Here is a 13,785-nt window from a genome sequence, read left to right as displayed (position 1 = left end):
GCCCAGAGCCGACCTAGATTGCGACTATTGAATTCTGCAGCGCCAAAGCCCTGTTTCGTAGCTGGTTTGTCGAAAGCTGTTCGGCTTGACCAGTTTACCCATGGCCGCGCACTCGGCCGCTCAGCTTTGTGCTTGCGCATTCAAAGCCTCCATGTCGGGGCGATTGGTCCAATCGTTCACGCAAAGCCAAATGGCGTTTTCACCTTGGTCCACTGTGAGATAGAGAAGCGCGTCGTTCTGGTTCAAACTATACGATCTCAACATGTATCGGCGCACGCAGATCATCTGCGCCCACTTTCTGGGTCATTCCACCTTCCAATCGCCTGAGTGGCATATGCAAGGCTGTCGCACGGTCGTCATGTTGCCTTATGAGTTCTTCTGAACCGAAACGGAATTCATCCGCACGGATCGCCGAGAGGCGGATCAGAAGAAAAGGGCAAGTCCGGTCATCGAGACAACCAAGAAAAGAATGGTCATGATTCCGCCAGAGCGAACGAAATCGACGACCCGGTAACCTGCCGGCCCCATGATCAACGCGTTCACCTGGTGAGTCGGGATCAAGAATGAGTTCGACGTTGAAATTGCCACCGTGAGAGCAAATACAGCCGGGTTACCACCAGCCGATACGGCAATGGAAACTGCTAGCGGCACGAGCAAAACAGTTGCACCTACATTGGACATGACCAGCGTGAACGCCGTTGCCAGAACGGCTATTCCTGCTTGCAACGACCATATCGGCCAACCCTTTAGCTGCTCCAACACGTGGGCTGCAATCCAATCCGCAGTGCCGGTGTTCTGGACTGCCTGGCCCAACGGGATCAGCGAAGCGAGCAAAAAAACTGTACTCCAACTAATCGACTCGTAGGCTTCGTCTATCGAGAGCACCCGGCTCAACACCATCCCAATTGCGCCAATCAACAGGCATAATGACAAGCGCAGATCGGAAAACAGGATTAAGCTCAACGCGATCAGGAAGAAGGCAAGCGCCCATCCAACCTTGTGTGGCCGTAGCTCTTCCTGGGGAAAGTCCGAAGTTACAACCACAAAATCCCTGTCTGACTTCAGTCGAGTCAGACGGTCCCACTGCACGTGTACCACACACGTATCACCAGCTTGCAAAGGAACTTGCCCGATATGCGTGGCTGAATGATCTTCGGTTTCTACATGGCTCAGTGTTTCTTCGCCGCGCTGAATGGCCAACAGAGACAAACCATGTGTCTGACGGAGGCGCAAATCAATCGGAGTCTGGCCGATCACTGAAGAACTGGGCGGAATAACGACCTCTGCAACCCCCGATTGGGTCGCGGCAAAATCATCTGCAAAGACATCTAGTTGGGGTAGGATCTCTAAGCCGTAGGGTTCAGCGAACTGATACTCAACCACACGGCGCAGGCCAAGCACTGCAAGCCGCGCTGGCGCTTCGATCTTGGTATCAGCCATCGGTGCGATGACTTTGTGGCCGCGATAGGATGTGCCAAGAATGTACATGTTATGGGCGACCATTAGGTCCGCGAGCGTTTGCCCGATGATGATCGAGCCTTCAGGAACACGTATCTCAAACATATCGGCCCTAAGCCCATAGGTGTTTTCGACATATGTTTGCATGGACCGAGCTGAGCTTGCGTCTTCTCCACGCTCTCGCTGCGCTGGGAGGACCCAACGACCAAAGAGCACAAAGTAAAGCACCCCCGTCAGCACCAGCATCACACCGATAGGCGTGACTGAAAACAACCCAAATGTCTCCATTTGTTGGTCAGACGGAAGGGATGAGTTTGCCGAAACAATCAGGTCATTCAACAGGATGAGGGGCGACGACCCGACCAATGTGATAGTCCCACCCAGTATCGCGCAAAACCCCATGGGCATCAGCAACCTACTCATCGGGATTTCCGTACGTGCTGAGATGCGGCTAACAACAGGCAGAAAAAGCGCGGCAGCCCCGACGTTCTGCATGAAGGAACTGATGACACCAACCGTTGTTGAAATTATCGGAATTATCCGGGCCTCTGTCGTGCCTCCATTCTTGAGGATCAAGGCCGCAACCTTTGACATAAGTCCAGTCTTATCAAGCCCAGCCCCAATTACCATCACTGCGATGATGGACATCACAGCGTTTGAGGAGAAACCTTCAAAGAGCTTTGATATATCGGCCAGATTACCTAGTCCCGGTAGATAGCTCAGCGCGCCAAGCAGCACCATTACAAGAATTGCGGCAACATCGATCCGAATAATCTCGGTAACAAAAAGTAAGACCGTAAAAGACAACAGACTCAGTACCGCTATCATTTCGTAGGTCAGTGTTGGTAATTCCATATCGTACTCCCAACCCAACGTTACCTGACTAGCAGCAAATACGAAGGACCAACTCTGCGCCGCAGATAAGGCCAAAATCCATCAAGCCGATTCACGCGGCTCATATTATCGGACGTGATATCTGCTGATACCTGGATATCGCCAACCCAAAGAGACGCTGATGACTAACACGTACGCCTCTCTGAAACATCGCAATGCGAAATGAACGTTCACTATTGCTAGGTTCAAGGCCCACCAAATTCGTTGCCGCTATCTCGGTCGCACGCTTCAAGCCCCTGAGTTTCAGAAGTTTATAATCAGCAATCTAACCTGGTTGGCTGACGAACAGATGGAACGCCTCCAGCCTTACTTTCCGAAGAGCAATGGCAAGCCGAAAGCTGACGACCGGCGTGTTCTGAGCGGAATTATGTTCCTCAGTCGCATTGGGTTGCGGTGGTCTAGTGCCCCTCGTGAATATCGGCCGCCGCAGACACAATACAACAGTTTGAAGCGGTGGAGAGATATGGGGGTGTTTGTTCGGATCATGTCCGGGTTGGCAAGGAAGGGGACCGATCGCAAGACCATCATGAATGTCACGACCTTCAAGGCGCACCGAACAACCTCCTGCCTGCGGTTCAAAGAAAAGGGGCGCGGCAGGCTGATCGGGCGACCCAAAGGCGACATGGACACGAAGTAGCATGCAGTTGCCAATAGTCTCGGGCACCCAAAACGCTTCTTCAAATCCGCTGAACTGAGCAATTCAGTTGCCAATTGTTCAATTCCTGTTTCCTGCTTACCTTGCGATGACTTGTTTGCAACGGAATGGAAATGAGGTCTTGATGAAGCCGCACGCAATTGTTCTCGTTCATGGCCTTTGGCATGGCGGGTGGTGTTGGTCGCGTGTCGCTGAAATCCTCAGGGGTCGGGACTATCGTGTTGATACCCCTACCAATACTGGTGTCGGGGAACGATCCCATTTACTGACCAAAGATATTACCCTTGAAACATTTGTAGAGGATATCGTGCAACATATTCTCTATGAGCAATTGCAGGACATCATTCTTGTTGGCCACAGTTTTGGAGGGGCCACAGTCACTGGCGTCGCTGACAAAATCCGCGATAGGATTGCCAAGCTGGTCTACCTCGACGGGGCAATTCTCGAGTCCGGCGAAACGTGGATGAGCCTTCTTGACACGGAACTCGCCAAAGCAAGGACAGACCTGGCGCGATCCAGCAGCGGTGGGCTTACATTGCCTCCGGTAAAACCGGCTGCAATGGGTGTGGCCAAGGATGAAGACGCAGCGTTTATCGAATCCCGCCTGACACCGCACCCGTTTTCAACGATGACAACCGCGCTGGATCTTGAACGGCCAGCGGGGGATGGGTTGGATGTGCACTACATTCAATGCATGGATCCACCCTACCCGCCGGCCAATCTGTCGCTGGCCCGGGCCCATGAGAAACACTGGCCAGTCACTCAGATTGCGACCGGTCACGATGCAATGGTTATGGCGCCTGCGCTGGTAGCAGACGAAATCGACCGAATTGCTGGATCAACACAATAGTTTTACGCGACCCCGATTAAGCGCGCTTTGGCGCTGTCGTTCGAGGCAGATTTTCACCTAAGGCACGGGCTTTCGCTTAGGCCCTCTCGTTCCGGGGGCTTCTGCGACCGCACAACGTAGTCTACACCTTGGAACAAGCTGGATTAAGGAGAAGCGCATGCCGGTATCTGGGTCGCCGCTGAGGGTATCGGCGGATTTAACAGACTTGCTTCGCGCGGGTTTGTCAGCAAACGCCGACGGGATCGCGCTTTATGCGTTGGATGGTGCTCTGACTTGGCGAGAGATTGATGCCGCCCGTACCCGGCTTGCTCGGAGTTATCTGAAAATAGGACTGCGGCCGGGCGACCGCGTGGCATCAATCATGCCGAACCGGGCGGCCCTGGTGATCCACTATCTGGCATGTATGCGCGCCGGATTGGTGGCAATGCCGCTCAACTATCGTTACTCGGCTGCGGACATAGATTATGCCCTCGAATTGGCGACACCTGCAGCGCTATTGGTGCATAGTGAGCGGGTCAATGATATTTCCGCAGTCTCCGGCATAGCGCGATTGCCAGTGGGGCTGATAGCGCATGCTGGCAAATTGGAAGGCGCGTTTGACTTTGAAGACCTTATGGACGCCGAGAGTGAAGAAGCCCTGCCTGAAGTTCAGGCGGAGGCTCCGGCCTTCATATTTTTCACCTCCGGGACCACAGGCAAACCGAAAGGCGTAACGCATAGCCATGCCAGTATGGGGAGTATGGTTGCGAGCAATGCCCAAGGGTTGGGGCTGGTGCCACAGGATGTGGTTTTGCCCGCCTCGTGGATTTCCCATACTGCCGGATTACGCCTCACGCTCGCTGGGCTTTGGGTCGGTGCCAAGACGACTATTGCGCGGAAATTTACATCGGACGAGTTGTTGGGGTTATTGCGGCAGACACGACCGACAGTTGCGCAAATCCTGCCTGCGCCGTTGGCGGCGTTGCTAACATCGCACGGCGCAGTACGAGACGACTTTACCTCGCTGAAAACGATGATGGCGGGAGGAGACAAGCCGTCGCAAACGGTGGTCGAGGCGTTCAAAGCGCTGGCAGGCGTACCGATTGGATCGTTCTACGGGATGACGGAAATGGGAACATCGCATTCCAACACGCATGGAGGCGCTGAAAAGACAGGTGCGGTGGGACTGAACAATCCGGGATATGTCTCAGCGCTTCGCAATGAAGCCGGGGAGGAAGTCCCTGTTGGAGCGGACGGTCGGCACTGGGTAAAGAGCCCAAGCATGATGACCGAGTATTGGGACAATCCGGAGGCAACAGCAGCGGCCTTTCGAGACGGTTGGCTCGACACCGGTGATCTGATGCAGCGGGATGCGGATGACTATTTTTGGTTCCGGGGGCGCCAGAAACAGATCATCGTGCATGATGGCTCGAATATCAGCCCGGCAGAGGTCGAAGATGCGTTAACGGCACATCCAGCTGTCGCGGCAGCTGTGGTGGTTGGGGTGCGAGACGAGATGCATGGTGAGGATGTTTGGGCATTCGTGAGTATGGCGGAAGGTGCTGCATCAGTTGACGCCAATGAAATAATTGACTTCGCGCGGGAGCGGATTGGCTACAAAGCGCCAGATGTAGTTAAGGTATTAAAAGCGCTTCCGTTAACAATGGGTGGCAAACTTGACAGGATGGCGCTGAAGCGATTAGCGGCCGAAGAGAGCGGTCCTGCGCACGTGTTGTAAGCCTTAGACAGTCGGGCAGCAGTCGCAGCCAGATCCACGATACACTCTACCGAAAACACTGTGCGATGACTCGGGTACCAGGCAACGCAAGCTGCATCGTAAACCGATGACCTTTGCCGCCAAAAGCTAACATTGCTCAAAGTGAAAAGCGAAAGAAGACGACGCCATCGAAGTGACGGCGCCGCAATATTGCGCTGGAGCCTGCAAATGCAGGGCTGGCCCGCGCGGTTTTGCCCACCTTTATCGGAAACACGCAACCGGGTCTTAAACCAGTTTCACCTCTGATTGATGATCTGGAACATGACCAATGGCTGGTCACGCATCATGAAGACCGGTTTATTGCAGAGGTGAGAGACGTCGTTGATCGCACGCATGCAGTGATATCAGAAGCTTGTAAAAACCGGTGAATCGATGCAGCAAATGCCTATTCACCCAACCTTTCCATCAATCTGGCATAGGCTGTTTGGCCGCGTCGGAATGTTGGCAGACGGAAGAACTCGTCCGGGGCATGTTGGTTCTCATCCTCATGTCCGAACGCAAACATGACGGCATGCAGACCCAACTCGTCCAGCAGGGTCGACATCACCGGGATCGAGCCTCCAACGCGGGTTTTGTAAGCGGTTTTGCCGTAAACTTCTTCCAGAACCTGACCCGCGATGGCGGTTGCGTTGTGCCCGGCTGGCACAAGGAACGGGTCCGCGCGGCCAGGGTTGCGCGATACCTGTGCGGTTACACCTGGCGGGCAATGAGCCTCGACATGGGCGGAGATCAGGTCAAAGATCTTTTCGGGATTTTGATTGGCGACCAAACGACAAGTGATCTTGGCCGAGGCCACTGCGGGCAAGACTGTCTTTGTGCCTTCCCCTTGCCAACCGCTGGTCAGCCCGTTGACCTCAAGCGTCGGACGTGCCCACAGGTTTTCACGTGTGGAATACCCCGGCTCACCCAAGGTCGCTGGAGCTCCGGTCTGGGTCAGATAGGCCGCCTCATCCCAAGGCACCCGTGCTATTGCCGCGCGGTCTTCATCGGTTAATTCGACGACATCATCGTAGAAGCCATCGACTGTGATCCGACCATCGGTCGATTTCATGCTGGCCAGCAACTGGGCCAGCGCCATCGCAGGGTTCGCAACACCGCCGCCATGCATACCAGAGTGCAAGTCCGATTTTGCACCCTGAACCGAAATCTCAAGCGAGGTGAGCCCCTTCAGACCCAATACGAGTTGCGGCGTTTCGGTATCCCACTGACTGCCATCGGCGGAAAAGATCATATCAGCCTGAAGGCGATCGAGATTTGCTTCGATAAAGGGCGGAAGGTCGGGCGATCCGATCTCTTCCTGGCCTTCAAAGAAAAACCGCACATTGACGGGGAGTTTTCCAGTTTCAGCCAGCAAAGCCTCGGCCGCAATGATCGGTATTAACATCGCACCCTTGTCGTCGGTCGCGCCACGCCCGTAGATCCGATCCCCGCGGATCGTCGGCTCGAACGGAGGCGAGGACCAGAGATCAAACGGTTCAGCCGGTTGCACGTCAAAATGGCCATAGATCAGGATCGTGGGCGCATCGGACCCGGCATGCAGCCAATCGGCGCAGACCACTGGATGGCCTGCTGTCTCCATCATCTGAACGTTTTCCATTCCCGCCGCGACCAACCGCTCAACCACCCATTGCCCAGCCTTTCGAACATCGCCCGCATTTTCGGGTTTGGCTGATACCGACGGAATACGAATGAAGTCACACAGTTCTTCAACAAAGCGCGTTTGGTGTGCGTCGAGATAATCGGTCCAGCTCATTCCTTGTCCTCTCTGTTGCTCGCGCTAAACTTACGAACCTAGACGTGGTCCGCAAGTCTGCGAAGACAACCTGATACTCGCAACAACCCAACATGGTCGAGCGATACCAGGTCGGCCCTCAGCAGTCGATCAACCGCCAACCGAAATGCTAGCCCACGGTCCTGACTTTCGCTGCAGGCGCGCTTTTCTTGCGCCGCAAGAGGTCAGAATTGCGTAACTCTCATTGGCACGAGAGCTGAGCAATCGAAGGCAACTCCGTAATCTCGTTCGTTTGCGCATTGGACTTTTGAAGTTGTCTAATAGGGCCCCGTCGCGCCAGTACTTTTGATTACTTACTGATCTTTCCATCCTTCAATCAGCCCGACCGCCGCCTCGGCGTAGCTCTGCGGAAACTGGTCCGAGGTTCGTGCTTTCATGATCGTGTGCAGCCCCAGCAGAAGTCCGGTTAGCAGCTTTGCACCTCCTACTGGATCTACGTCGGAGCGCACTGCACCCTGTGATCTGGCACGGTTGAGGATTGCCACGAACCGTTCTTCCAAGGCGGTGAGGTATCGCTCGATTCGGGCGTTCACCTCGGGGTCAGAGCGGTCAAATGAACTGATCGAGTTGAAGGCAAGACAACCGGCATCCTCGATCCTTGGCATACGGTCAGCCGAAGCGATCCCCCGGAACCAGTCGGCCAGATCATCCAGTGAACAGCTGTCGGGGTCAGGGAAATGCCGGGCCTCGGCATTGTCCAGGTAAGTATCCAGCGTCTTTAGAAAAAACTTCTCTTTCCCACCATAGGTGGTCTGCAGGGTAAAGCGGGTCAGCCCCGTCTGCTGCTCCAGTTCCCGTGTGCTGGCACCGTGGTATCCTCGCCGCCAAAACAGGTCCAGCGCGCCTGCCACGGCACTGTCGTGATCCGTCTTGCGTTTTCGCGCCACAGATTTCTCCTTGCTTTTTCTATCCATATGGATAGTAATTTGTTTCTATCCACATGGATAGCATTGCGGACACATAGCAGCAAATGCTGTGTGCCCCAACTGAAATGGGGACCTGATATGACCGCCATAGACGCAACAGCCGGGGCATCGAAGCCCGTCACCCTACGCGCAATCTTCATCCTGAACGCGTTGAAAATCCTGATGGCTTTCGGCTTCTTCGCCGCGTTCAAGTTTTTTGGGCTGCAGGTCGGAGAGTTGGCTGGCCCACAAGCTGCTAACCTGATGCTTTATACGATGCTGGGCTATATGGTGACCTTTGCCTGCATCGTCGCATCCATCCTCAGGCGCAGCCTAGTCGGTATCCGCGCAGCGATTGCCGCTGATTTTCTGGTCTCGATCCCGGCGACAGCGGTTATCGGCTTTGTCATCGCGATTATCAGCATGGGCCTGACTTTCACCGCGTCCGTCCGCGCGTATTTCGCGTATCGCGGCTGAGGTGAGTGATCTGATGGCTCACCCGACCTCGATCGATGGGGAATGTATCTGCGGCGCGGTGCGCTACAGGGTGCAAGACAGCATGGCCGCCTTCAAACTCTGCTATTGCGGCTTTTGCCAAAAGGCCTCGGGCTCGGCCCATGTAGCGAATGCATTCACCACGCCGGACCGGATCGAATGGCTGGAAGGTAAAGACATGCTGACCACCTTCGACGTGCCCAATTCCCAAGTACGCAGGGTGTTCTGCCGGACCTGCGGGACGACGCTGCCATTCGAGACTCAAAACGGCAAGTTTCTGGTTGTGCCCGTTGGCAGCTTGTCCCGCCCGCCGTCCCAACCCGTTAACGCGATCGTCGGCTGGGCGTCCCGATCTGCGTGGTATGATATGGCGCTGGGGCTGATCGAAGAAACCCACAAGGCAGAAAGGGTGGCTCAATGAGTACCGAACAAGAGATCTCACCCGACTTCCCGTTTGACTCGAAATATGTCGAGGTGAACGGGCAGCGCATTCACTATGTCGATGAAGGTGAAGGCGCGCCGGTTTTGTTTCTACACGGCAATCCGACCTCGTCCTATCTGTGGCGCAACATCATCCCCTACGCCGCCCGGCAAGGTCGAGCTATCGCGATGGACCTGATCGGCATGGGCAAGTCGGACAAGCCAGATATTCCTTACCGCTTTGTCGATCACGTTCCCTTTGTGGAAGGGTTTATCAGGGCGCTGGGGCTGAAGGACGTGACGTTGGTCATCCACGACTGGGGCTCAGCTTTGGGGTTCCACTATGCGCACCGGCACACAGAGAACATTCGCGGTATCGTGTTCATGGAAGGCATTGTGCGCGCGATGACCTGGTCCGGGTTCCCGCCCGATTTCCGCACCGGTTTTCGCATGATGCGAACACCCGGTCTGGGATGGCTGATGATCTCGGGGCTGAATATGTTCGTTGAGAAAATCTTGCCAAGCGCCATCGTGCGCGACCTAGCCCCGCAAGAGATGGATCACTACCGCGCGCCCTACCCCACAGCGCACAGCCGCAAGCCGCTTCGGGTCTGGCCCTGCGAAATTCCGATCGACGGCACCCCGGCAGATGTGCATAACATTGTCAGTGGCTACAGCCGCTGGCTTGGTGAAACGCAAACCCCGATGCTGATGTTCCACGCGACACCCGGAGGCACCATCGGGCCAAAAGAGGTCGCCTGGTGCCGTCAGACCATCCAGAATCTCGAAGTGGTGGATATCGGCAAAGGCATTCATTTCCTGCAGGAAGATAACCCCCAATTGATCGGAGAAAAGCTGGAAGAATGGCTGGCGCGGCTTCCCGGGTGACCCCGTTCTGCCATGTTTAGCGGCTGAACCGTATACATAAATCAGATTTCCTGATTTTATGCATTAACTATCACCTAACGCGTTCAAAGGCCTAGCACCGGAGGGAAGCCCTTTTGAATCTGACGATCCCCATACCTTTGATCCTGGCGGCTGTTCTGCCCGCCTTTCTGGACCGGTGTTCTGGGTCCGATACCAGCGTCGCCTTGGGCGTATTGGCGCGCGACCGGGTGGCATTGACCGCGACTGCCAGCGAAATCGTCGTCGATCTACCGATTGCAGAAGGCGCCGTGGTCAAGGCAGGCGATACGCTGGTTCAGCTTGACCCCACCCTGCAAAGCGCAAAGCTGGCACTGGCGCAGGCTGAACTGGAAAAGGCGCAGGCCACGCTTCTGAAACTGCAGGTCGGGCCGCGCGAAGAAGAGATTGCGATCGCCGAGGCCAAGGTTGCGGGCGCTGTTGCACGTCTTGCCGATGCCGAGGCGATCTATGACCGAAATGCCAGGCTGGTCGAGAACTCTGTCGTGACCGAGGCTCAGGTTGCAAATGATCTGGCCCTGCGCGATTCCGCGCGGGCCGAACTGGCCAGCGCTCAGCAATCCCTGAACGAGCTGCAAAACGGCACCCGCCCCGAAGACCTTGCGGTCGCCGAGGCCAATGTGCGGGCAGCAGAAGCCTCGGTTGCCGCCGAACAAACTGTGCTGGATGATTTAACGGTCACAGCCACCCGCGACGGCGTGTTGGATTCCCTGCCGTGGAATTTGGGCGAGCGGGTGACATCCGGCAGCCCGGTTGCCGTGATGGTCACGGGCCAGACGCCTTACGCGCGCGTCTATGTGCCCGAGCCGCATCGCGTCAATCTGAAACCCGGCGACACGTTGGAAGTGCGCGTTGACGGGCTGGCCGATCCGCTGGACGGCGTGATCCGCTGGATCAGCGACGACGCGTCCTTCACGCCTTATTACGGGTTGAACCAGGATGACCGAACCCGGCTTGTCTATCTGACCGAGATTGACCTGCCTACCGCGTCGCCGGACTTGCCTGCAGGAGTACCCGTGCAGGTCCCCATGCCATGAATGATGTCGTCGTCTCGACCAAAGGTCTGACCCGGCGGTTCGGGGACAATACTGCCGTTAACAATCTGGACCTCGAAATCCGAACCGGCCAAATCTATGGGTTTCTCGGTCCCAACGGCTGCGGCAAGACCACGACCATGCGCATGCTAACCGGACTGCTGACCCCCAGTAGTGGGTCGATTTCAGTTTTGGGTCGATCCATGCCCGAGGCTGCGGAACCGTTAAAGAATGAGATCGGGTATATGACCCAGATTTTCTCGTATTACCGCGATTTGACAGTGCTGGAAAACCTCAGGTTCGCGGCCGAGATTTACGGCATTCCAGTGAAGTCGGCCAAAGATCGGATTGACGAGTTGCTGGAAACCTACGATCTGACAACGAATGTCCATCAGCTCAGCGGTAGCATGAGCGGCGGCCAGCGGCAAAAACTGGCCCTTGCTGCAACCGTCATGCATCGCCCGAAATTGCTGTTTCTGGACGAACCGACCTCAGCCGTTGACCCCGAAACTCGTCGCACCTTCTGGGAGCAATTGTTCGATCTGGTCGATCAGGGCGCGACCATGATCGTTTCCACCCATTTCATGGACGAGGCAGAGCGCTGTCACCGGCTGGCCATCCTGCAGCACGGGGTGAAAAAGGCGGACGGCTCTCCGCGTCAGTTGATGGACGATTTGCAGGCCGATGTTATCGAAGTCGAAGGCCCGGACCTGCGAACGGTCAAACACGCGTTGGACGGTCAGCCCAAGATACTCTCGACCGCGCAAGTCGGGTCGCGGCTGCGTGTGCTGGTGGACAAATCCGAACCTCAGCCGGTGGACATGTTGCGCGGCCAAACTTCGGCGTTTCCGAACCTGTCCCTGAACCCGCAGCGACCAAATCTGGAAGACGTGTTCGTCAGCGCGACACGGGGGCCAGAATAGTGATTTCGCCACGCCGCATCGCTGCTGTCCTGAAAAAAGAGCTGCTGCAACTGCGGCGGGACCGGATGACCTTTGCCATGGTGATCATGATCCCGCTGATCCAGCTGCTGTTATTCGGCTATGCCATCAACACCAACCTGCGCCACGTCCCCGTCGCTCTGGTGGATGAATCGAAAACCGAGCTGTCGCATACGCTGGCGCAGATCGTTCAGGCCACGCAGGTCGTGACCATCACCGAGCAGCTGACCACCCCGCAAGAGGCCGAGCGCGCGATTACCGAATCCCGCGTCCGCGCTGCGCTGATCATCCCGCCCGATGTCAGCCAACGGCTTGCCCGCAGTCCGTCCGTCGGACTAGGCCTGCCCAATGCAACAGACCAGACCAGCAGCCGACCGGTTGCCCATTGGATCGTTGATGGCTCGGACACGATGGTGGCCAGCGCAATCAAGTCCCTGCGCACGATGCCCCTGACCGAACTGCTGAAGCAGCCCCCAAACCGACAGGTGCCCACGTTCGAGGTGACGCTTTACTTCAACCCCGAGCAGCGGTCGGCGGTCAATATCGTGCCCGGTCTTGTCGGCGTGATCCTAACCATGACGATGATCCTGTTCACCTCAGCCGCGATCGTGCGCGAGCGCGAGCGGGGCAACATGGAGATGCTGATCAACACCCCGATCAAATCAATCGAACTGATGATCGGCAAGATCATCCCCTATATCTTTCTGGGCCTGATACAGGTGGCAATCATTCTCGGCCTCGGGCATGTCCTTTTCGATGTTCCGATGAACGGCGGGTTGGGAGTGCTGCTCGTGGTCACATTGCTGTTCATCATTGCCAGTCTGTCACTTGGGCTGGTGATCTCAACCCTTGCCCAGAACCAGCTTCAATCGATGCAGATGACGATCTTCGTCCTTCTGCCATCGATCCTGATGTCCGGTTTCATGTTCCCCTTTGACGGTATGCCCCAGCCGGTTCAGGTCATCGCCCAAGCCCTGCCGGCGACACATTTCATGGACATGATCCGGGGCGTGGTCCTGCGAGATGCTTCGCTATACGAGTTGCGCTGGGGGATACTTTGGATGATCGTATTTGCGGTCTTTGGGTTGGTCGCAGCGACACTGAGGTTTAAGAAACGGTTGGGTTGAAATTGGCCCGGTCTGAGAGCTGACTTGGTCGCTGGCTTGGCGACTCAGAATTTCAGAGACGCGTGCGAAACCGCTCTGTTGCAGGTAATATCCAATGCACTCTTTTGCGCTCCACAAGGTGTTGGCAGCCGAGTAGAGAGTTGTACTCACGTCTCGATCGCCGAACTTGGATCGAGAAGGCTTTCGAGTTTGGCTATGTACTGGGCGTTTCGGATCATTCGGGTCTTAGGTTCAAAGTATTGAAGGGACTCTTCGTAGGAGGTTCGTTTTTCATCAATTCGGTATCCGATAGCCATGGAACTGCCCGAGCGGTTTTGCTGGGCAAGTACAACATTCTGGTCAGCATTTGCGTGTGACGCGTATGAGACGATTTGGTTCCAGGCCACAGTTTTGAGATTTTCCGGTCTTGGTCAATAGCGCGAATGTTATCGATGGTCGCCCAACGCAGAACAATCTCGAAACTCTACAGAATTCTTTCTTATTTTATTTCAAAGCCTTAAGAACCTGCGGGCATTAAAGACCGTTCAAATGGGC

General features: G+C 55.9%; 11 protein-coding genes and 1 pseudogene. 9 read left to right on the top strand and 3 right to left on the bottom strand.

From position 1 onward, the window contains the following. Positions 1-423 precede the first annotated feature (423 nt). Entirely contained in the window at positions 424-2,313 is a 1,890-nt protein-coding gene (locus ACR0JA_RS06235; protein WP_480571534.1) for an SLC13 family permease, read from the bottom strand. A gap of 295 nt (positions 2,314-2,608) precedes the next feature. Here ACR0JA_RS06235 and ACR0JA_RS06230 point away from each other — a divergent pair. From ACR0JA_RS06230 to ACR0JA_RS06220, 3 genes and pseudogenes are all read left to right on the top strand, one after another. After that, a pseudogene (locus ACR0JA_RS06230) lies at positions 2,609-2,986 on the top strand (transposase); the annotation flags it as partial. A 145-nt stretch (positions 2,987-3,131) separates the two neighbouring features. After that, positions 3,132-3,857: an alpha/beta hydrolase gene (locus ACR0JA_RS06225; RefSeq protein WP_480571531.1), complete on the top strand. Its 726-nt coding sequence runs from the start codon at positions 3,132-3,134 to the stop codon at positions 3,855-3,857. A 157-nt stretch (positions 3,858-4,014) separates the two neighbouring features. Beyond that, the gene (locus ACR0JA_RS06220) at positions 4,015-5,574 is read left to right on the top strand and encodes a class I adenylate-forming enzyme family protein (RefSeq protein ID WP_480571528.1); all 1,560 of its coding nucleotides are present in this window, start codon (positions 4,015-4,017) and stop codon (positions 5,572-5,574) included. A 424-nt stretch (positions 5,575-5,998) separates the two neighbouring features. On the opposite strand, the gene ACR0JA_RS06215 is transcribed toward ACR0JA_RS06220, so the two are convergent. Both ACR0JA_RS06215 and ACR0JA_RS06210 read right to left on the bottom strand, forming a co-directional pair. Continuing rightward, a complete protein-coding gene (locus ACR0JA_RS06215; RefSeq protein ID WP_480571526.1) occupies positions 5,999-7,366 on the bottom strand; it encodes a dipeptidase in 1,368 nt (455 codons plus the stop codon). Positions 7,367-7,698: 332 nt separating this feature from the next. Beyond that, complete coding sequence (locus tag ACR0JA_RS06210) at positions 7,699-8,292, bottom strand: TetR/AcrR family transcriptional regulator (RefSeq protein ID WP_480571523.1); 594 nt, start codon at positions 8,290-8,292, stop codon at positions 7,699-7,701. Between the two features lie 117 nt (positions 8,293-8,409). Here ACR0JA_RS06210 and ACR0JA_RS06205 point away from each other — a divergent pair, with 117 nt between their 5' ends. The 6 genes from ACR0JA_RS06205 to ACR0JA_RS06180 all read left to right on the top strand — a co-directional run bounded on the left by ACR0JA_RS06205 (position 8,410) and on the right by ACR0JA_RS06180 (position 13,251). Further along, on the top strand, positions 8,410-8,787 hold the full coding sequence (locus tag ACR0JA_RS06205; protein ID WP_480571520.1) for a hypothetical protein: 378 nt from the start codon (positions 8,410-8,412) through the stop codon (positions 8,785-8,787). A 13-nt stretch (positions 8,788-8,800) separates the two neighbouring features. Then, positions 8,801-9,226 (top strand): GFA family protein, encoded by a 426-nt coding sequence (locus ACR0JA_RS06200; RefSeq protein ID WP_480571517.1) that lies wholly within the window; start codon positions 8,801-8,803, stop codon positions 9,224-9,226. Continuing rightward, positions 9,223-10,113, top strand: coding sequence for a haloalkane dehalogenase (locus ACR0JA_RS06195; RefSeq protein WP_480571513.1), 891 nt, complete (start codon positions 9,223-9,225; stop codon positions 10,111-10,113). Before ACR0JA_RS06200 ends, ACR0JA_RS06195 begins: the two co-directional genes overlap by 4 nt. A 113-nt stretch (positions 10,114-10,226) precedes the next feature. Continuing rightward, positions 10,227-11,186, top strand: coding sequence for an HlyD family secretion protein (locus tag ACR0JA_RS06190; protein ID WP_480571510.1), 960 nt, complete (start codon positions 10,227-10,229; stop codon positions 11,184-11,186). Then, complete coding sequence (locus tag ACR0JA_RS06185) at positions 11,183-12,106, top strand: ABC transporter ATP-binding protein (protein ID WP_480571506.1); 924 nt, start codon at positions 11,183-11,185, stop codon at positions 12,104-12,106. The genes ACR0JA_RS06190 and ACR0JA_RS06185 overlap by 4 nt, the downstream gene beginning before the upstream one ends. After that, the gene (locus ACR0JA_RS06180; protein ID WP_480571503.1) at positions 12,106-13,251 is read left to right on the top strand and encodes an ABC transporter permease; all 1,146 of its coding nucleotides are present in this window, start codon (positions 12,106-12,108) and stop codon (positions 13,249-13,251) included. The genes ACR0JA_RS06185 and ACR0JA_RS06180 overlap by 1 nt, the downstream gene beginning before the upstream one ends. Positions 13,252-13,785 lie beyond the last annotated feature (534 nt).

This window comes from Ruegeria sp. AM4, from assembly GCF_056540665.1.
This window is presented reverse-complemented; position numbering and strand designations above follow the sequence as displayed.

Excerpts from the sequence above, each read along its gene's own strand:
- ACR0JA_RS06225 (WP_480571531.1), top strand. The coding sequence starts at position 3,132 with ATGAAGCCGCACGCAATTGTTCTCGTTCATGGCCTTTGGCATGGCGGG.
- ACR0JA_RS06215 (WP_480571526.1), bottom strand. The coding sequence starts at position 7,366 with ATGAGCTGGACCGATTATCTCGACGCACACCAAACGCGCTTTGTTGAA.
- ACR0JA_RS06235 (WP_480571534.1), bottom strand. The coding sequence starts at position 2,313 with ATGGAATTACCAACACTGACCTACGAAATGATAGCGGTACTGAGTCTG.
- ACR0JA_RS06200 (WP_480571517.1), top strand. The coding sequence starts at position 8,801 with ATGGCTCACCCGACCTCGATCGATGGGGAATGTATCTGCGGCGCGGTG.
- ACR0JA_RS06205 (WP_480571520.1), top strand. The coding sequence starts at position 8,410 with ATGACCGCCATAGACGCAACAGCCGGGGCATCGAAGCCCGTCACCCTA.
- ACR0JA_RS06195 (WP_480571513.1), top strand. The coding sequence starts at position 9,223 with ATGAGTACCGAACAAGAGATCTCACCCGACTTCCCGTTTGACTCGAAA.
- ACR0JA_RS06185 (WP_480571506.1), top strand. The coding sequence starts at position 11,183 with ATGAATGATGTCGTCGTCTCGACCAAAGGTCTGACCCGGCGGTTCGGG.
- ACR0JA_RS06220 (WP_480571528.1), top strand. The coding sequence starts at position 4,015 with ATGCCGGTATCTGGGTCGCCGCTGAGGGTATCGGCGGATTTAACAGAC.